Annotated in this window: 14 protein-coding genes and 2 pseudogenes; 12 read left to right on the forward strand and 4 right to left on the reverse strand. The window is 59.2% G+C overall.

Annotated features, from left to right (window positions below):
- Window positions 1–3,031: 3,031 nt before the first annotated feature.
- The 3 genes and pseudogenes from DK391_RS05320 to DK391_RS05340 form a co-directional block, all read right to left on the reverse strand.
- The gene (locus DK391_RS05320; RefSeq protein WP_091790428.1) at window positions 3,032–3,235 is read right to left on the reverse strand and encodes a cold-shock protein; all 204 of its coding nucleotides are present in this window, start codon (window positions 3,233–3,235) and stop codon (window positions 3,032–3,034) included.
- A 358-nt stretch (window positions 3,236–3,593) separates the two neighbouring features.
- Window positions 3,594–4,982 carry a hypothetical protein gene (locus DK391_RS05330; RefSeq protein WP_109476943.1) on the reverse strand — a complete coding sequence of 463 codons (1,389 nt, stop codon included), beginning with the start codon at window positions 4,980–4,982 and terminating at the stop codon, window positions 3,594–3,596.
- A gap of 572 nt (window positions 4,983–5,554) precedes the next feature.
- A pseudogene (locus DK391_RS05340) lies at window positions 5,555–5,916 on the reverse strand (type 1 glutamine amidotransferase domain-containing protein); the annotation flags it as partial.
- 699 nt (window positions 5,917–6,615) lie between these two features.
- Here DK391_RS05340 and DK391_RS05345 point away from each other — a divergent pair.
- The 6 genes and pseudogenes from DK391_RS05345 to DK391_RS05370 form a co-directional block, all read left to right on the forward strand.
- Entirely contained in the window at window positions 6,616–7,818 is a 1,203-nt protein-coding gene (locus tag DK391_RS05345; RefSeq protein WP_109476944.1) for an MFS transporter, read from the forward strand.
- A gap of 30 nt (window positions 7,819–7,848) precedes the next feature.
- Window positions 7,849–8,823, forward strand: a complete 975-nt coding sequence (locus tag DK391_RS05350; RefSeq protein ID WP_109476945.1) for a TIGR03571 family LLM class oxidoreductase — start codon at window positions 7,849–7,851, stop codon at window positions 8,821–8,823.
- A gap of 111 nt (window positions 8,824–8,934) precedes the next feature.
- Entirely contained in the window at window positions 8,935–9,741 is an 807-nt protein-coding gene (dkgB, locus tag DK391_RS05355) for a 2,5-didehydrogluconate reductase DkgB (RefSeq protein WP_109476946.1), read from the forward strand.
- Between the two features lie 68 nt (window positions 9,742–9,809).
- On the forward strand, window positions 9,810–10,928 hold the full coding sequence (locus DK391_RS05360) for an alkene reductase (protein ID WP_109476947.1): 1,119 nt from the start codon (window positions 9,810–9,812) through the stop codon (window positions 10,926–10,928).
- A gap of 71 nt (window positions 10,929–10,999) precedes the next feature.
- On the forward strand, window positions 11,000–11,434 hold the full coding sequence (locus tag DK391_RS05365) for an SRPBCC family protein (RefSeq protein WP_109476948.1): 435 nt from the start codon (window positions 11,000–11,002) through the stop codon (window positions 11,432–11,434).
- Window positions 11,435–12,027: 593 nt separating this feature from the next.
- Window positions 12,028–12,309: pseudogene (locus DK391_RS05370) on the forward strand (porin); the annotation flags it as partial.
- A 239-nt stretch (window positions 12,310–12,548) separates the two neighbouring features.
- Here DK391_RS05370 and DK391_RS44130 read toward each other — a convergent pair.
- A complete protein-coding gene (locus DK391_RS44130) occupies window positions 12,549–12,716 on the reverse strand; it encodes a hypothetical protein (protein ID WP_162600684.1) in 168 nt (55 codons plus the stop codon).
- Window positions 12,717–12,855: 139 nt separating this feature from the next.
- On the opposite strand from DK391_RS44130, the gene DK391_RS05375 reads away from it, so the two are divergent.
- From DK391_RS05375 to DK391_RS05400, 6 genes are all read left to right on the forward strand, one after another.
- Window positions 12,856–13,626 (forward strand): GNAT family N-acetyltransferase, encoded by a 771-nt coding sequence (locus DK391_RS05375; RefSeq protein WP_239482712.1) that lies wholly within the window; start codon window positions 12,856–12,858, stop codon window positions 13,624–13,626.
- 285 nt (window positions 13,627–13,911) lie between these two features.
- Window positions 13,912–14,283, forward strand: coding sequence for a hypothetical protein (locus DK391_RS05380; protein ID WP_204117291.1), 372 nt, complete (start codon window positions 13,912–13,914; stop codon window positions 14,281–14,283).
- A gap of 1,067 nt (window positions 14,284–15,350) precedes the next feature.
- On the forward strand, window positions 15,351–15,665 hold the full coding sequence (locus DK391_RS05385) for a hypothetical protein (RefSeq protein WP_109476950.1): 315 nt from the start codon (window positions 15,351–15,353) through the stop codon (window positions 15,663–15,665).
- Window positions 15,666–15,683: 18 nt separating this feature from the next.
- Window positions 15,684–16,025, forward strand: a complete 342-nt coding sequence (locus DK391_RS05390; protein WP_054922202.1) for a hypothetical protein — start codon at window positions 15,684–15,686, stop codon at window positions 16,023–16,025.
- A 106-nt stretch (window positions 16,026–16,131) separates the two neighbouring features.
- The gene (locus DK391_RS45215) at window positions 16,132–17,784 is read left to right on the forward strand and encodes a DctP family TRAP transporter solute-binding subunit (protein ID WP_109476951.1); all 1,653 of its coding nucleotides are present in this window, start codon (window positions 16,132–16,134) and stop codon (window positions 17,782–17,784) included.
- A 9-nt stretch (window positions 17,785–17,793) separates the two neighbouring features.
- Complete coding sequence (locus tag DK391_RS05400) at window positions 17,794–19,698, forward strand: TRAP transporter large permease subunit (protein WP_109476952.1); 1,905 nt, start codon at window positions 17,794–17,796, stop codon at window positions 19,696–19,698.

The raw sequence follows: 19,698 nt of genomic DNA on the forward strand, positions 1-19,698 counted from the left end.
CGTGTTGACGGGCAGAAACACGCACGCGTCTTCGCTGCCGTCTTACATTGCGGCGTAGCGGGGAGATCGTGGGCTTCAGTCTCGCGATAAGGCGCCGGCGCCATGCTTCCAGGGCTTCAGGCGGGATCGCGGTATCAACATAGCCGGTGACGCCGGATGCTGTGACGACCCGAATTGCTTTCTGGTCGTTGATCGTCGTAAATCGGGTGACTTTCATTGCGAAAACTCCATATCGAGTATTCCATGTCGTCACTTACGACGGCAACGCGCTATTTTCTTTGCGAAGGCAATGAAAGGCATGAAGCATTCGACGATAAACGCCCTGCATTCGTCAACGAATGCATGCCAGAGCTTTTTGGATAGTTTCATTTCCGGTTCCTTTCATAAAAAAAGTGTGGTGATGAGAGTAAAAGAGCAGGCCGTCGAGGAGTCGTCGATAGGAACGTGCAATGTCTGTCGGTAGGGGATTCAGGGCACGGACCGGGGCCCGGTAGGCGAGCAGATCTTATAAAGCAGTTGACCGCTCACGCCGCTCTGTGGGAGGAGGCCGCGGAAGTGCCAACGAAGAGAACACGTTCCCCATTCTCACCTCGCGGTCATGGGCCTTGAGCATCGATTTCCTCCGATACGGAGCATTCCGAAGAAGTTCGGAGCAAGTGATTGGCAACACTTAGGTTTGGTGGCAGTGTGCGCATTTAGATATCCGGTTAGTTGATGCCAAGGATCGCACGACACCTTCCGGATGCAAGTCGAGTGGTATCGGCACTCGCATAGTCTTTTCGCAAACGTGTGCCCAAACCGGTCGCTCCGCAGCCAGCGCAGCGTATGTGCGACCGCATATAAGGCAAATTCCCGCGTAGAGGTCGCGTGGTGGGTGCGAACGCAGGCACCACGCGCTTGCTGGACCGGGGCGATGACGCTGGTGTTAACCTTGGCTGCAGAGAACAACCAGACTTCGCCCGGATGTCGGCGATGTATCCAGGGCAGACGCACAGTCGCTGTGATGGACTGCTTGATGGGCTCGTTGAAGCGTCTAATGTTCAAACGGCAAGCATTTCGAAGCCGTCGACTCCGTCGATTGCGTAAGGGCGTATGCAACTAACGGTCTGATTCATCGCAGAACATCTCGAGCTGCGCCATCAAACCGTTTGCTAGAAAGAGGGGGATTCTGGCTCCGCCAAAAAGCAAGCCTGGTGGAGATTTCATGCTTTGCTGCACGATTTCGAAAAACCAGTTGATCGCTTGAGATAGGGTTCACGGACCGTAAGGGCCGCTCGGGAATTGCCTCATCGTTTTCTACGAGTGCGAAACCCTGGCATTCCAGATTGTGCATCCCGGACGGTGCCGTGCAGTGCGGATGCGCCGGGGACTCAAGCTCGCGTAGCTGCGTTCGGTGAACGAGCCTGGTGGTATACGATGACCAACGTGAAGCTGGCACTGTCTGGCTATACCGAGAGAAATGGGGAGCGGACCGGGAATCAGATGACTGAAGTGTCGCACCGACGACGGATATCAGCTTTTCGGCTCGCCGGGATGGTGGCTGGACATGTCCGGTTAATCACGCGATAGGGCGGCACATAGTCTCTGCTCCAGAAGTCTGGCGCCAAAATTATCCCTCGTATGAGCGTCGTAGCGGTGGTCGCTCAGTTGTTGCCTTTACAAGATGACCGGGGAACAAAAATCGCTGATATTCTTGCGCACTCAGGAAGCTACTGGAAAATGGGTCTCAGCATTCTCAAGTTGTTCCTCAGATGGAGAATATCCAACGGATTTGCCTCCCGGTTCTGTTGACTGACTGTTGTGAGGTACTAGCCACCGGTCGGGCTAAATGCCCGCTGGCGATTACTCAGGCAACTGGCATGCGCTGCACCGTCTGTTGACAGCGCCTCTGGCGTGTGTACGATCCACAACCAAAGGATAAAACAGCCACATGTTGTCACCGAAACTGCAAGTGCGAAAAAGAGAATCGGAGTTTCGCTAGCATCGGATGGAAAAAAGTAGAACCACACCTTCTTGATAAACTTCATTCGCACTCCATATAACGTTATTTAGAAGTGTGATCGACGAGGTGGAAGGCACCCTGGCGACACCCTATAAGTGTCGGTGAGGAAGCGCTGAAGGCAACTTCAAGGACGCGATTGGATAGGGTTTTCGAAGTGAATGAATACAGTGTGTCGAAAGGTCATTGTTTCTTTAGTTGAATTTCCTTAACCCATGCCAGGAAAGCAATGCCTCGAGTAGAAATTATCCAGTATGACGGCGTTCCCGTCGACGGACTGATCGATGAAAGTGCGCAAGTGCCGGTCAACGGCATGATAGCGACGAGCCCACCAGACGGCGGATGCGGTCTGGTCGGGTGCCCATGCGTGAGGGGGCATTTTATAACGCGTCTTTTTCCCAGGGACGAGGAGGGTTGTGTTTGGGGATATGTGGTGGAATTCGAGAACAGGCAGGAGCTGGAGTCGACAAGCCCCGAGGCGTTATCAATGCTTGTCAGCCGGGTGATGAACTGAGGCGCGCTCCTCTCAATCCTGCGCGCCTTGCTGGCATTCCTGTTTGCCGTGGATCGACGGATCCTCGATCTGTGTGATTGGAGGGTACGGCGAAGGTCGGGTAGGGCACGCAACCCATGCCGGATGTAATCCGACGTACATGAACACCGTGGCTTTGACATACGATAAAAGATGGGCGGATGTCAACGCCGTGGTGTCCGACGAGTGCGGCGAACCGGGTCACTGGAATGAAACGCGGAGCGTTGTTTTGAGGGGCCATGCGTAGTTACGACGCTTTGTACGTGTGAGAACGTGGCGACAGCCGAAAGTGGGCGAGAAGGGAGCGACGAGGAAGGGGAGCGCGTCGACAGCGACCGTGCTGCCGACTGCACCAGAAACGGGTTCGCGCAGACCCTGTCTGTCCTGCCCGGTGTCACTACACCCACAACGCCATCACCCTCGAGGGTTCCTGCTACGCTGGGCGCGCGAAATGTGATTTACGCGAGGCGGGTTCTGCGACAGGATGATGCAAGTGCCTGTTACGCCGGCTTGATATTTGCGGCCTGCTTACCCTTCGGTCCCATCTTGACGTCGAAGCTTACTTTCTGGTTTTCCTGCAATGACTTGAAGCCTTCCGTCTTGATCTCGGAGAAGTGAGCGAACAGGTCTTCGCCCCGTTCGTCCGGCGTGATGAAACCAAAGCCCTTCGCATCGTTAAACCATTTCACTGTACCAGTTGCCATTTTTAAACCTGTAGACGTTGAAAATCGCTGTCAGGAACGCGGTACGGCACGTAGCGACCGCCCACGACGGATGACTTTGTACCACGCCGGAATGAGACCTGCCAATCAGCAGGTCGATGGCTGCCGCATCACCTGATGCTGCTGCGAATCCGCAAATCGCCGTAACAGCCGCATCCTGTCGCCGCGGCAGACGATCCGATTCACCACCATTCCCGACAGTGCGGCACTCACGACGATCCGCGGCCGGATCGATGATCGATCGCCGACTCGCACGGTAGCGATTTTCTGCATACCAGTCCGACTACCTCGATGCACTTACACATGATGGTAGAAGGCGGGCTGGCACGCTACCACCCGTTCACAACAGGATCGCCTGCTGCAAAAGTTCCAGCGCTTTCAATTCATCCAGTCGACCGGTGCGTGCCTTACCTGCCAGCGTCTTGATCAATGCTTCTGCTATCGGTTCAATGCCGTGAAGGTTGTCGAGGCTGGTGACAGACGCTACAGGAAGCGATGCCGGGTGTTGTTGCAGTGTCGCGGAGGCGGGGAGCGACCCACGGGCTGACGGTGAGGCTGCGGATGCCTGGCCATCGCTGCCACCCTGTGCGCGACCGTCAGGATCGCCGCGAAAATCATCGACATGCACTTGCGGGCTGACGACGATCGTTTCCTGCGCTTCTGCAGCGCCCGCCGAAACAGGTGAGGGGTGTGCCGAATCACCCACGGCATCCGCGTGCGCGCGCCCGGCGTGTGCCTTCGCCCTTGCGGCCTTCTTCCCCGGCGTGCCTTTGTCTGTCGCAGCCGCAAGTGGGACGTTTGATTGGGAGGCGGAGCGGCCGCGCGAAGCAGGCGTCAGCATCTGTGACACCGACTCTGGAATCTCGGCCTCGGTGCGCGGCGTGTCCAGCCAGCCGGCCAGCAAACCAAGCCGTTCCGTGAACCGGTTTGCTTCGACGCTGTCCATGCGCTTTTTGCCATGGAGGCGATCGGCGATGTTAAATCCACTCATCTCCATGACAACGCCAAGTTTCACCTTCGATCCGTTACGGCTCGTGAGTAGGCGGAGAATCGCGCGTCGGATGCTCTCTACCTCGGCGATGTCGTTCAATGCCAGCGGTTGCTGCTGGGGCGTTCTGGAAGGCGCTTTGTGTTTCGAAGGCGCAGCTTTGAGCGGCGCGCGGGTTGCTGGCTGTTCGGGCATTTCGCTTCGACTATTCCTGCTGGCTCTGGGGGACCCGCCAGCTGCTTTTTTGGGCATGTGCACTTCCTCGGACAAACCGTTTTCAGGAATTGATTGCGTATCGACGTTCAGGGCAGAAGCCGGCTGAAGTGCTTCCGACTCCACGTCGGATCCGTCGTCCGTTTGAATGAAGTCGAGCGGTGACTTCAGGCGCGCGATGGTCTCGGCTGCGAGCCCGGGATTGGGCTGGTCAAAAAAGCCATGCGGTAATCCAAGCGTGGTTTCCATATGAAACGCAGTCTCGGGTGTGAACCGCTCGCCTTTCATCAGTTCGCCCACGCGTGTCATGTTCGATTCAAGTGCGATCGCGAGATTTTCCGCGCCCACCGCTTCCACCAGAAACTGGAACGACCGTGTTTTGAAAATTGAGGCAGTCTGGGCGGCGTCGCGGGGAGGCGTCTTCGCGTACGGTTGTCCCTGCCGGTTTGGCTGGGATTGATTGTCACGGCGAGGATGGCGTTGGCCGCTGTCCCGGGATCCCGCATATCGCCCGCGGGCTTGACTCATAAACTGGGACTCCCTGCGAAGGGGTTGATCTGCGTTTCCTGATTATAGAAGAGGCGATGTTCCATCCGATAATGTTAAGGGCCGCCGTGTTGCACCGGAGCGACTTGCAGGCGGTCACGACTTAACGCAGCGCTTCCAGTCGGCGTTGGCAATGTTTGTCATCACCGCCGCGGCGATCGCACTGCATAGCCTTTGTGCGGTCCGGGACGACGCTCCCGTCTTCTGCGCCTCACACGCCCCCTCCCGGAAAAGTCCGGATTGAGCGCGGAAGCTTTATGCCCAAGATCAATGGCCTGTTCATAGAGCGAGCGCGCACTGAAACCTAAAATAGCTCGATAAGAAGACTTATCGCAATAGTACGGTTTGGTTTCTCGTTCACCGCCGCTCATGCACGCTCACACAACTGATATGACTTTCCGTGTCAATCGAAGAAATCGGTTTCGAGTCTTCTTTGTTCATGAGCGTGTGGGTTTCTGAGGGCGACGTAGGGGGTACGTCGTCCGTCTTGTGCCAAAGCTGCCGTTCTGGCCGCAAAACCCATCGGCGCAGATCAATCTCCAAATACAAGCCGATTACGCGTTCGCTGCCAGCGCAAGCTGATTCAGCAGATGCGTCGCTGCCAATAAAGACGATGCGGGATTCTGCCCTGTGATTAGCGGGCCGTCGCTGACTACGTACGGAGCCCAGTCCTCGGTTTTCGAGTACGTAGCGCCTTCGTCCTTGAGTACGTCCTCGACCAGAAACGGAACCACATAGGTCAGACCGACGGCGGCTTCTTCGGTGTTGCTGAATCCCGTGACTTCCTTGCCGTTCAGCAACGGCTGACGGGTTGGCCCGCAGCGATGAACGACTCGATCAGTTCAATCGAGTTCCGGTCGTCGACCAGGTCCCACAGCGGACCATGTCCGCCCGGATAGAACACGGCATCGAAATCCACAGGCGTGACGCTGTCTGGGGTGTTCGTACTTATCATGCAAAATCTGGCGGTTGCAGGGCACAGAGGCTTGCGCACTAAAGGTTTGCCGCTTCCTCGATTTCGTGCGATCAAGGTTTGCGCACGCCATTGATCTATCGGTCGTTTTTCGTGAAAACCGCCAGATTTTGCACGCATCGAACGATTACCCCTTTCCGTGCCGGCTGCACTTTCAGGCAAGCCGCGATTTTGCTAAGGACAGGGGCGCGGGGATCTCATCAAGGCTGCGGGCGTGCTTCGGCAACTGCCCATCTGGCAAGCCGGATACATGCATGCAGACCGTTTCGACATCACGAATAAGAAGCGTGCAAAAGGCGCCAGGTCCATACATCACGGAAAGAGCGACTACCCCGAAACAGGGGCCACCTGACACTCGCGACTGCAGCGATCTCGAGATCCAATATCCGCGCGGTTTCGGTCAATTCATGGACATCGGGCCGTCTAAGCGCCCGGCTTACGCCGAAAACCCAATTACCCAGCTTCCCGGCGTCGGCCGTGATCGGACCCATGTCGGCTACGGTTGCGGAGGTCCGCAGTTCATCGGATGTGACTTTCATACTTGATTGGAAATCAAAAGTGTTTCCTCTATAGACCAGTTTTTCTGCAAAAGTAAAGACGGCACACTTCGTCCATCCTTTTGAAGCTCTCTGGTAGACGACCATGCCACTTGCTCTTTTTGCGCTGACACTCAGCGCTTTTGCGATCGGGACGACCGAGTTCGTTATCGTCGGCCTCATTCCCACCATCGCTGCCGATCTCGGCGTCAATCTTCCTTCCGCGGGCCTGCTCGTCAGCCTGTACGCGTTGAGCGTCGCGATCGGCGCACCGCTGCTGACCGCGCTAACGGGACGCGTGCCGCGCAAGACCTTGCTGGTCGCGCTGATGGCGCTCTTTACGATCGGCAATCTGGTCGCGTGGCGCGCGCCTTCGTATGAATCGCTTGTCATCGCGCGGATTCTTACCGGCCTTGCGCATGGCGTGTTCTTCTCAGTCGGTTCGATCATCGCGACGACGCTGGTGCCGAAGGAGAAATCCGCGAGCGCCATCGCGACGATGTTCAGCGGCATGACCGTCGCGTTCGTCGCGGGCATTCCGCTCGGCACGTTCATCGGCCAGCATTTCGGCTGGCGCGCGACGTTCCTCGTGGTCGCCCTGTTTGGTCTCGTCGCGATGCTCGGCGCGCTGCTTTTCATGCCGAACAATCTGCCGCACAAGCGCCCTGCCGCGCTGCTCGAACAGGCTCGCGTGATCGCGCATCCGCGTCTGTTGCTGGTGTATGCGATGACGGCTGTCGGTTACGGCGGCTCGCTGATCGCCTTCACGTTCATGGCGCCGATTCTCGAACAGATCAGCGGTTTCACGCCGTCGCAGGTCAGCATGGTGCTCGTCGCGTATGGCGTGTCGGTCGCATTCGGCAACGTATGGGGCGGCAAGCTCGCCGATGCGCAAGGCCCCATCAAGGCATTGAAGCGCATTTTCCTGCTGCTCGCAGCCGTGCTGTTTGTGTTCACGTTCACGTCGCACAACGCGTGGCTCGCCGTTCTGACGATGCTCGCGTGGGGCGCCGTCGCGTTCGGCAACGTGCCGGGGTTGCAGGTCTACGTCGTCAAGCAGGCGCAGCAGTTCGCGCCGCAAGCCACGGATGTCGCATCGGGTTTCAACATCGCCGCATTCAATCTCGGCGTCGCGGGCGGTTCGTCGCTGGGCGGCGTGATCGTCGCGCATTTGGGGCTGGGCCATACGCCCTGGATCGCGGCTGCCGTGACCCTGCTCGCCTTCGCGCTGACAGCATTGAGCGGCCGCCTCGACCGCCGCGCGGGACTGCCCGAGCGTCCGGCGGAAGCCGTCGCCGTAACCCATTAAAGTGCGCATCGAACCTGAACGGAGCCATTCATGATCGACTCACTCGACAAACTCACGCAAGGCGGCTTCAGCATCGGCGTCGAACTGCCGCTCGACAACGACTGGTCGCCCGCTACGCAACGTGATCACGGACACGCACCGCGTCGTCCCGGTGTCCCCGACATGAGCCGTCACGCGGAACTCGCGCGGCTCGTCGACACACTGGGTTTCCGTGCGCTGTGGGTACGTGACGTGCCGCTCTACGATCCGGCATTCGGCGATGCCGCGCAGGTCTTCGAAGCGTTCTCGTACCTTGGGTATCTCGCGGGCATCACGCGCAACGTATTGCTCGGCACAGCAGCCGTCGTGCTGCCGTTGCGTGAGCCGCTGCTCACGTTGAAATCGGCGGCAACGATCCAGCAGTTGAGTGGCGATCGTCTGCTGCTGGGTGTCGCAAGCGGTGACCGGCCGGTTGAATATCCGTTGTTCGGGCGAGACTTCGCAACGCGCGGCGCGCAGTTCCGCGAGCAGATCGCGATGCTGCGCACGGGCGCGCGCGAGCACTTGCCGCCCAGCATCGAAGTGCTGCCGCATATGCAACGCCGCTTGCCGCTGCTGGTAGCGGGGCTCGCGCAGCAGCAGCCCGAATGGCTCGGCGCGCAGATGGACGGCTGTCTCGCCTATCCCGGCACGCCCGGTGACCATCTGCGCCGCTCCGCCGCGTGGCGCGCGGTGGCGGGCAACAAGCCGTACATCAGCTTTATCCATCTCGATCTCGCCGACGATCCGCACGAGCCGCTCACACGTCACCGCTTTGGCGCGCATGCCGGACGCTTCGCGCTGATCGACGAGCTTGCCGCGATGAACGCAGCGGGCGTGCATCACATCGCGCTGCATTTCAGGCGCAACCGTCGGCCGCTCGACGAAACGCTGCATGAGATCGCGCAAGAAGTGCTGCCGCGTTTTCATGCGGCCGAACAGAATGTGCAGTCTTCATTCGCTTTGGAAGCGGTCGGCAATCCTTGATTAGAAATCAAGATTCTTTCCCGTTTCTAAGGGTTTTTCGATTGAATCGGGCGGAGCAGAATAAGCCTTGTTCATCGCTATACGAATTCATCCATTCTGGGGAGCATCACCATGAGTCACATTCCTGCATTCGGTCTCGGCACGTTCCGTCTGCAAGGTCAGGTTGTAATCGATTCAGTACGCAATGGTCTCGAACTCGGCTATCGCACGATCGACACCGCGCAGATTTACGGCAATGAAGCCGAAGTCGGCGCAGCGATCGCCGCATCGGGCGTTGCGCGCGACGAACTGTTCCTGACAACAAAAATCTGGGTCGACAACTACTCGCGCAGCAAGCTCGTTGCGAGCCTGAAAGACAGCCTGACGAAGCTGCGCACCGACCGCGTCGACCTGACGCTGATCCACTGGCCCGCACCCAACAATGGCGTGCCGCTCGAAGGATTCCTGAGCGCGCTTGCCGATGCAAAGGCGCAGGGCCTCACGCGTCAGATCGGCGTTTCGAACTTCAACATCGAACTGACGAAACAGGCGATTGCTGCGGTCGGCAAGGACAACATCGCGACCAATCAGATCGAACTGAGCCCGTATCTGCAGAACCGCAAGCTGGTCGAGTTCCTCGCAGAGCAAGGCATTCACGTCACGTCGTACATGACGCTCGCTTACGGCAAGGTGCTGAAGGATCCCGTTATCGGCGAGATCGCGAGACGCCATGACGCGACGCCAGTGCAAGTCGCGCTCGCCTGGGCACTGCAACTCGGTTATTCGGTAATTCCGTCGTCGACGAAGCGAGAGAACCTTGCGAGCAACCTGCTCGCGCAACAGCTCAAACTGACCGCCGACGACATGGCGCAGATCGCCGCGCTCGAACGCAACGGCCGCGAAGTCAGCCCCGAAGGCCTTGCACCCGTCTGGGACTAAGCACACACCACGCTCTTACGCTCGATGTGCGCGGCCTGATTGCCGCGCGTGTCGCAAGGAATCGCATCATGAAGAACGACCCGCTTTTCGAATCACTCACGCTCGGCTCGCTCACGCTGCCCAACCGCATCGTAATGCCGCCGATGACACGCTCGCGCGCGAGCCAGCCCGGCGACGAAGCCAACGATCTGATGGCCGCCTATTACGCACAGCGCGCGAGTGCCGGTCTGATCGTCAGCGAAGGCACGTATATTTCACCGCTCGCGAAGGGCTATGCATGGACGCCTGGCATTCACACTCAGGCGCAGATCGACGGCTGGCGCAAGGTTACGACGGCTGTCCATCAGGCAGGCGGCCGAATCTTTGCGCAGCTCTGGCATGTCGGCAGATTGAGTCACACGAGCCTGCTTGGCGGCGAACAGCCGGTGTCGTCATCGGCGATTCAGGCGCAGGGCGTCAATGTGTTTATCGCCGGTACTGACGGCAGCAATGTGCCGGGCTTCGTGCAGGCCTCTACACCGCGCGCGCTGAGCAAGGCTGAAATCGCCGAGGTCGTTGCGCAGTATCGCGATGCGGCGCGCAATGCGATGCTCGCGGGCTTCGATGGCGTCGAACTGCATGCGGCCAATGGTTATCTCGTCAATCAGTTCATCGACTCCGGCGCGAACAACCGTACCGACGAATACGGCGGCTCGCTGGAAAATCGCCTGCGCTTTCTGAACGAGGTCACCCATGCGCTGATCGAAGGCACGGGTGACACGCAACGCGTCGGCATCCGGCTCGCGCCGCTGACGACGCTGAACGGCTGCGTCGATGCCGACCCCGAAACGACCTATATCGGCGCCGCGACGATGCTAGGCCAGATCGGCGTCGCGTACATCCATATCGCAGAAGCCGATTGGGACGACGCGCCGCATATGCCCGTCGAATTCAAGCAACGCATCCGGAAAGCGTTTCCGGGCGTGCTGATTTACGCGGGCAAATACACGGCGGAGCGCGCGCGCGAGGCAATCGCTGCAGGCTGGGCCGATCTCGTTGCGTTCGGCCGACCATTCGTGGCGAACCCCGATCTTCCGCAACGCCTCGCCGCGAATGCTGAACTTGCATCGCATCATCGCGAGACGCTATTTGGCGGCGGTGCTCAAGGGCTGACCGATTACCCGGCCCTCACAGGCACGAACGGCTGACGGGCGACCGTCGTGCGAATCGACAACGAGAGCGCGCAGACGCCGCGCGTTCAATGTTTAAAGGAAAGGACATGGCGAGCGTTAGCGTATCCATCGACATTGCAGCATCTGCCGAAGAAGTGTGGTTGCTGGTCGGCGACTTCGACGGGTTGCCTGTGTGGCTCGAACTCATCCGCTCATCGCGGCTGTCGGACGACAGCCGGGTTCGCCGTCTGGCGGCGGCGAACGGCTCGATCGTCGTCGAAAGGCTGCTTGATCATAGCGATGCAAACATGGAGTATCGTTACACGATCATCGAAAGCCCCGACCCGGTGACAGACTACATTGCGTCGATGTCGGTGCGGCGGCTTGACGCACGTAGCACGACAGTGACATGGGCGAGCCGCTTTGAACCGAACATTCCGGGCGAAGCAGAGACGATCACCGCAAACTATCGTAGTCTCTATCTCGCGGGCCTCTCACGCTTGAAGGCAATTCTGGAAGCACGCAGCACGCAAAAAGCCTAAGAGCTGCGGTCTGGCACAGTGAATCTCGCGCGCAGACTCGTGGATCGTCAGTGGGCCGGCTCTGGTCTTACGCCTGTAGGCGTAGATCGGCTGTCGGCCGATGTGCTGCTGCGTTGATTCAATTCAATGGAGGGTATGTTCGAATCGCAAACCGACCATACGCCCGGCGGCGCCCCGGCGAGCGTGTTTTGGTGCATCCAGCAGCCGCAAATCGTGCACCGATACTGGATGTAACGTCGGATCGGGTTCTTGGGGGTACCGAAAACGCCTGTACCGGCGAGTTGCAGGCCTGTGTGCGGCGGAAGGGTCGAGGGCATACCTGCTAGCCCGCTACATGCGAGACATCGCTTCACGCTTTTTCCAGTTCGAATTGCCCACAAAGGGCATGCATTAAGCATAGGCGACGCACCAGCGAAGTCGAGGCGAGACAGCGATCGCGATGTGCGCTGTTGAACCAGAAATTTCACGAACTTGCACAACGAGACGAGAGGTCCCGTGGATTGGACAGCAACGCGTCACGTTGCCTTTGCAAAGACCCCCCAGCCTGCTTAACGGCTTACTTCAACAGTCGCCCGGCCGTCGTCGAGGTACCGTTGGCGGAGGGGAGCCGTCGGGGTCTTCGAGGGAAGGACGACCTCGGCAGCGGGATCAGCGCGATCTTCACGATTGAAGGCGGCTTCAGTTCTGGAGACGGATCGATATCGCAAGGCGGTGCACTCTTCGGACGCCAGGGGTGGGTTGGTTTGGACATGAAAGGAATCGGCTCGCTGACTCTAGGGCGACAGTACACATTTTCGCGCGACTACGTCCATAGCTATGCGACGGCTCACGAGACACCAGCAGGCAACTACGCATATCACGTCAACGATCTAGAAGGACAGCTTCGGCGACAATGTGCTTTCTCGGGTGCAGGCGCTTGTCGACGCAGGACCGGAGGCAATGCCAGTCAGAGTTGCGTGTGCGAAAAATTTGAGCAGAAAAGATGCCCGAGCGAACAGCCAAAGCGGACGCAGAGGGGAACTGCCGTCGTCACTGGCTTCTTTGCGTTTTGCTTGAAGACTGCTTTGTCGTTCGTGGAAAGTGGTACTTGGGTCCCAAACAGAGTTTGCGAACATTAAGCGAAACCATCGAACAGCATTTCTGCATATTCGAGGCCGCGTTTAAGCCTGCCGCCTCCCTTGCTCTGCTGAGACAAGCGATCGGCACGACATTCGAAGGCGTATAGCAGGGCTAGTTTTGGATGGTCGACATAACTGTATCGATCATTGACAATCGCAGTCATGGCATCGGAATTCGAGCACGCGATAACCCGCCCCGAGAATTCATCTAAACGCCTAGGGACGTAAGAACAAGGTCCAACTGCCGCTACCCTACCAAGAATGTGTCATTTACCTGTTAGCGTCGGCCTTGCGACTGATCTATTGCTGCTCGCGGAAACCGGCAGCCTGGTCGAGTCGCAGGGCGAGAATATCGCCGTCCGTACACCGGACGCGCCCGAGTACTTTTTCGGAAACATGCTAGTTTTACCCTGGCGACCCTCGACCCGGGATCTCAAGCGGCTGGAGTACGATTTCGCGCAACTCGTCGGAGAGCCGCCCCTGATCGCACATCGGACATTTGCGTGGTCAGAAAGCGCCGAAAGCACTGTGAATCTGGATGCATTCGTCAAGCAAGGCTACATCCCGGCTGTCTGTCGAGTGTTAGCTGCTCATCCTGACGACATACGTCCCATCGAAAAAAACTCATTGATCAAAGTGCGCCCGTTTGACACAGCGGAAGATTGGGATGCATGGTCACGAATGCACCTCTCCGATATGTCAGATCCAACCGATAGTTCACAGCGATACATCGAATATCAACGGAAGGCTTACACGAGTCTGATCAACCGCGATCTGGGAAACTGGTGGGGCGCTTATATCGAAGATGAACAGGTAGGAAGTCTTGGCTTATTCTTCCTTGGGGGCATCGCGCGTTTTCAGTCAGTTATTACGGCGCCCCAGCATCGAAACACAGGTATTTGCAAGACCTTGGTAAGCGAAGTTATCAGGCAGATCGCTGGGCGTTCAAACCGGCTTATCATCGTTGCAGATGAGGCATACCATGCCGGAAACATATATATGGCAATGGGTTTCCAGCAGCAGGGGCGTATCGCCAGCTTGTGTCAAGAGCCGCTCTACGCGACGACGCGCTAGGTTTGCGAAGACCGATTCTGGTCTGGTAGGTATCTGGCGCGGCCAGTTCGCGACGGTCGAAATAACGCCGTGAATTGCTGACAAAATCTGGGGTTTTTGCCAATATTGAAGTCATGCAATCGTTCAACTTCCTCGTCCACTTTCACCAGCGTTGCGGTCGGAGCCTCGTGCGCCATGATTTGCTTCGTTTACGTAATTGATTTGGTACCTTCAGGTCCCGAATGATGCTGATAGTGATCAAGGCGCCAATGGCGTCTTTTTTATTTTCTTACTCTAGGGACCGACATGACAACGGACTTGAGTATTTCGGCGGTGCGTGCAACGACGGACGAAGACTGGGAAACCCTGAAGACAGTTCGTCTTGCCGCGCTGCTAGACAGCCCAAAGGCGTTTGGCGTGAGTTACGCGACTGCGGCTGCCTATACCGAACAGGAATGGCGCGAACGTGCGTCAAATAAGACACAACCTGCATTTCTGCTCGCCATCCATCAAGGGCAAGCGGTCGGTCTCATCGGCGACGCTGTTAGCCCAACGCAGGAATACAACCTGATCGCGATGTGGGTTAATCCCATGTTCCGGGCAGAGGAGTTGCGAGGTGCCTGGTTGACTCGGTCAAGACACGGGCGATTGAGAGAGAGCACCGTAGGGCTGTCTTGAACTTTTCACCAGACAATGCTCCAGCAGCGAGTCTTTATCGTCGGCACGGCTTCGTGTTCTTGCCGGAGTGGGAAACGTTGGCCAGTCATCCAAACGTCGAAGTCCAGAAAATGGAATGGCGCGCGGGTGACTGACCGTCAAAGCAGCTTCACCAGACGTTTGCGCTGCCTCTTAGGATGAAGTCGAAGCGCTGCTCAAGGCTCCGTGTGGTCGATGCTGACCGCGAAATTCGCGTAGTCCATGCTACTCGCATGCGATAGAGTTCGGTCAGGCAGAGAAGTTCGATACACGTTTTTGATTCGGCGACAATTGGAGAACATAAACGGTTCAAGCGAGTGCTGCGTAACAGGCAAGCGCACTCGGCCAAGCACCTAGGCGCGTGGCGAGTGACCTGTATCGGCCATTCCGAAAGGCCGCTACGGGGCGCAACGGAAGTTCGGGAGCGCCTCGGCCGCTAGGCCCTCGGCGGCCTTCGAGATATTGGGATCGGTCACAAACGGTCAATGGTGGCCAGAACGATGCGTCTATTCATCAGGAAGCATACGAAGAGACGCCTAAAGAAACCTATCTCGACATCGGAACCAAGTGAGCTCCTTCTGCAGGAGCCGCGGACCACTCACGTGTAACTTTCTTCTTGAGTATCGTGATCGACACTATACGGTGCCCACGAGCCTGCATGCCGTTTGAGGTTCTCTGAGCGCACCCGTCGGGCCATCGCGTTTGGGGGGACGCCGCCCGTTCGGTCTCGTAGAGATCGAGCAGCATTGTCTGTGCACAGAGACGGCAGGCAATATGCGGCCCGTTCTGGTCATTTGCTCGTTTCGTGAAGCCATCATCCGAAGGGCCGGTCCGCTCCGAGATAAGCCAAAGCCGAAAACTGCATTTCGGCCGCTATTGATACGAGGTTCCGGTTAGTGCGTCCCAGTACTCCTGATCGCACATTACCCATAGCTGCCAACGGAAAGTCTGATATCTCACTTTGAGGATATGACGCGGGGCGACCATTTCATATCCTTGGGTCATCGCGCCGCACCCTGAGCGGCCCGAACATAGACCTGGAGACATCAATGCCCCTGTTTCTCAACGAAGTCTGGCTTGGCGATATCAAACCCGACGTGATCGAAGAGGCGATTATCTTCTTCGGCAACCTGAGCGTCGGCACCAAGCCCGGCAATCTGCCGCCTGATTTACGAATGATTGCTGGCCCGTGGCTTTCCGCGGAGGAAGCGAAGGTGATGTTCATCTTCGAAATCGACGACCCTTCCACCATGTTCGACGCCTACGCCGAGCGCGTGGTCAGCGGGCTGTTCGCACGCCGCAAGCTCACGCTGCTGTCGGGCTGGGACCAGATGAAGGCGTACACGGAACGCGTGTCGCTCTGAACTTACAGGAGAAAAAACATGCCGAAATTTTTCAATGAAGTCTGGTTGCGCGACATGTCCCCGAAGACCATGCAGGGCGTCGTGAACTTCCTTGGAAACCTGCGCCAGGGCGTGCGTCCGCACAACTTGCCGGGTGACCTGAAGCTTCTCGCAGGACCGTGGCTGTCCAACGAGGAAGCCAAGGTCTACTTCGTCTTCGAGATCGACGATCCGACCGATACCTTCGAGGCGTTCGCGGAACGCGTGGCGGACGGGCTGTTCCTGAAGCGCCGGCTGACGTTGATCCAGGACTGGGACGGCGCGCGCAGTTTCTCGAAGTATCTCAGCGGCCGGGAAGCCCGGCCGGCGCGGGCCGCATAGGCCATCGTCATCGTATCGCCAGACACTATAAAACAGACCAGCAACGACGTTGCATGGGACCGGAGTCAGGCGCTGAAGCGCCGATTCTGGTCGAAGGAGACAAGTGATGAGCGGATTCAACAGCGGGCGCCGTCTGGCGCTCAAGCACGGTTGTGCCATGGCAGCGGCCTCCGTCGCGTCCGGCCTGATGCCCGGTATGCCGGCGCGCGCAGCCGGGCAGGTCTATAACTACAAACTCGGCATCGCACTCGATGCTACCCATCCGACCACCGTCAACCTCACCGCCGCAGCGGCCGAGATTGCCCGCGCATCGAATGGACGGCTGAACATACGTGTGTTCCCCAGCAGCCAGTTGGGCAACGACACGGACATGATCTCGCAGGTTCGCGCCGGCGCTATCGACTTCGTCAGCACGGCGGGCCTTATCTGGGGCACGTTGGTGCCGGCGGCCTCCATCAGCGGGATTGGCTTCGCGTTTGCAGGCTATGACCAGGTGTGGAGCGCCATGGACGGTGAACTGGGCGCGCATATCCGTAGCGAATTCGCGAAGGTCAACCTGATGCCGATGCCAAAAATCTGGGACCACGGCTTCCGCCAGGTCACCAGCAGCAGCCGGCAGATCGCCACGCCGCAAGACCTCAGCGGCTTCAAGATCCGGGTGCCGCTCAGTCCCGCGCTTACCACGATGTTCAAGGCCTTCGGCGCGGCGCCCGCAGGCATCAACATGGCGGAGACATACACTGCGCTGCAGACGAAAGTCGTCGATGGGCAGGAGAACCCGCTGACCATCCTGCAAACGCAGAAACTGTACGAGGTCCAGAAGTACTGCTCGCTCACATCGCATGTGTGGGACGGGTTCTGGCTCGTGGCCAACCTGCGCACATGGAACGTGCTGCCCGAGGATCTGCGGCAACTCGCCGTCACGACGTTCGATGCCTATGCCGTGAAGCAGCGCCAGGCAGTGGAAGCGCTGAACACGCGCCTGCGAGACGAACTGAAAGGGCGCGGGATGGCGTTCAACCAGCCCGATATCCAGTCCTTCCGCAATTATCTGAGCAAGGTCGGCTTCTACACGGGCTGGCAGCAGAAGTTCCCAGCCGCGAGTTGGGCCTTGCTGGAGAAGTACGCAGGCAGGCTCGCGGAGTCCTCCCCGATTTCCCATCCGGCGTACCGATGGCCGGTGGCAATTCGCCACTGCCACGGTGGCGCTCGCACTCGAATTCCAGGAGACATCATGAATTTTGTGAAGCGCGCGATTTCTGTCCTGACACTTGGCCTCACCCTTTCCTGCATGGCGACGAGCGGCGGCGCGCAGACGCCCGAACTCAAGGGGAAGTTCATGAAAACCCCCACCGGCTACCTGATGGTGCTCCGGCATGGCGACAACGTGCTGCAGAGCCTGGAGCAACTGGCGCGCGACCAGAACATTCCCGCCGGGAGTTTCGTCGGCATTGGCTTCATGTCGGAGGCGACCTTCGGGTTCTACGACTTCAGCCGCAAGCAGTTCGATCCGAAGACGTACCACAACGTCGAGATGGCGAACATGACCGGCTCCATCGCGTGGAAGGAAGGCAAGCCGTCCATCCATGCGCATGGCACAGTGACGGGCGGCAACTTCGAGGCGGCGGGCGGGCATCTGCTCGGCCTGACGGTCGGGACAGGCTCATGCGAGATAACCGTCACCGTGTACCCGGAGCGTCTCGAGCGCTTCACCGATCCTGAGATTCAGGCCAACGTGCTTGGATTGCCGCAAAAGTGAGGGGGCATCATGTCCAACCATATCGTCGAAGCGGACCCGCACGGCATCGAGTGCGACGCGGATGAAGCTGGAGGCGGCTCGCCGGCTCGCGCGCTGCGAGTCGCGGACAAGGTGCTGGGCGTCGCGACGGAGGTGCCGTCCGCCTTGCTCGTGGTCGCCGAGGTCGGCGTGCTGTTCAGCGGTGTCGTGAGCCGGTACGTGCTGCACACACCGTTGGTGTGGGTCGACGAACTGGCGTCGCTGCTGTTCATCTGGCTGATCATGCTCGGCTCGGCGGTTGCGTTCCGGCGCGGCAGCCATATGCGCATGACGGCGCTGGTCGACAAGGCGGGGCCGGAATGGCGCAGCGTGTTCGAACTCGTGGCGACCGACGCCGCGTTGATGTGGCTGGCACTGGTTGCGGCGCCTGCGTACGAATTCGCCAGCGAAGAGACGTTGGTCACCATGCCGGGGCTGGACATCTCCAACGCGTGGCGTGCCTCGGCGCTGCCCGTCGGGATCGTGCTGATCCTGCTGATGAGCGTGGTGCGGCTGCTAACGACGGCCAGACCGCGCACGGTGCTCGCGGCACTCGTCGTGTGCGGCGCTGTGATCGCCGGGCTGGTCCAGCTGCAGCCGATCTTGCAGGCGTTGGGCAATGCGAACCTGCTGTTGTTCTTCGTGGGCATGGTGGGAATGCTGGTGTTTTCCGGCGTGCCTATCGCGTTTTCGTTCGGACTGGCAACGATCGGCTATCTGTCGCTCACCACGTCGACGCCGACCATCGTCGTGGTCGGCCGGATGGATGAAGGGATGTCGCATCTGATCCTGCTGGCGGTGCCGCTGTTCGTCTTCCTCGGCATGCTGATCGAGATGACCTCGATGGCGCGAGCCATGGTGCAGTTCCTGGCCAATTTGCTGGGGCATGTGCGGGGCGGCCTGTCCTACGTGCTGATCGGCGCGATGTATCTCGTGTCGGGCATTTCAGGCGCGAAGGCGGCGGACATGGCAGCCGTCGCGCCGGCGCTGTTCCCGGAGATGAAGAAGCGTGGCGCGGACGACGGCGAGATGCTTGCGCTCCTCGCGGCCCCGGGTGCACAGACCGAGACCGTGCCGCCGAGCCTCGTGTTGATCACCATCGGTTCCGTCACCAGCATCTCGATTGCCGACCTGTTCACTGCCGGTCTGCTGCCGGGCGTCGTGCTGGCTTTGATGCTCGCAGGGGTGGTGTGGTGGCGCTCGCGCAAGGCGGGCGCCGCATGCAGTCCGCGCGCAGGCTGGCGAGCGGTCGGCAAGAGCCTGCTGGTGGCATTCCCAGCTCTGGCGCTTCCGTTCGTCATTCGCGCGGCAGTGGTGGAGGGCGTGGCGACGGCGACGGAGGTGTCGACCCTCGGCATCGTCTACGCGATCGTCGTTGGGCTGTTTGTGTACCGGAAGTTCGACGTCCGGCGCATCTGGCCGGCGCTCGTCGATACGGCGGCGCTGTCCGGCGCGTTCCTGTTGATCATCGGGACTGCTACCGGCATGGCCTGGTCGCTCACGCAGTCAGGCTTTGCGAGCGACCTTGCCGCCGCGATGGCGAAGCTGCCGGGCGGCGCTGCTGCGTTTATCGCGGTTTCCATCGTGGCATTCGTCCTGCTCGGCAGCGTGCTGGAGGGGATTCCAGCCATTGTCCTGTTCGGTCCGCTGTTGTTCCCGATTGCGCGGCAGCTCGGTATTCACGAGGTGCATTACTCGATGGTTGTGGTTCTCGCCATGGGCATCGGTCTGTTCGCGCCGCCGTTCGGAGTCGGCTACTACGCCGCTTGCGCGATCAGCCGAACGAAGCCGGGCGACGGCGCGCGCCACATCTGGCGCTATCTGGTTTCCCTGATCGTCGGGACGCTGGTGGTCGCCGCCGTGCCCTGGATTTCCACCGGATTCCTTTCTCACTGA

Origin of the sequence: Paraburkholderia sp. C35 (genome assembly GCF_003121405.1) — a bacterium.
Lineage (GTDB): Bacteria > Pseudomonadota > Gammaproteobacteria > Burkholderiales > Burkholderiaceae > Paraburkholderia.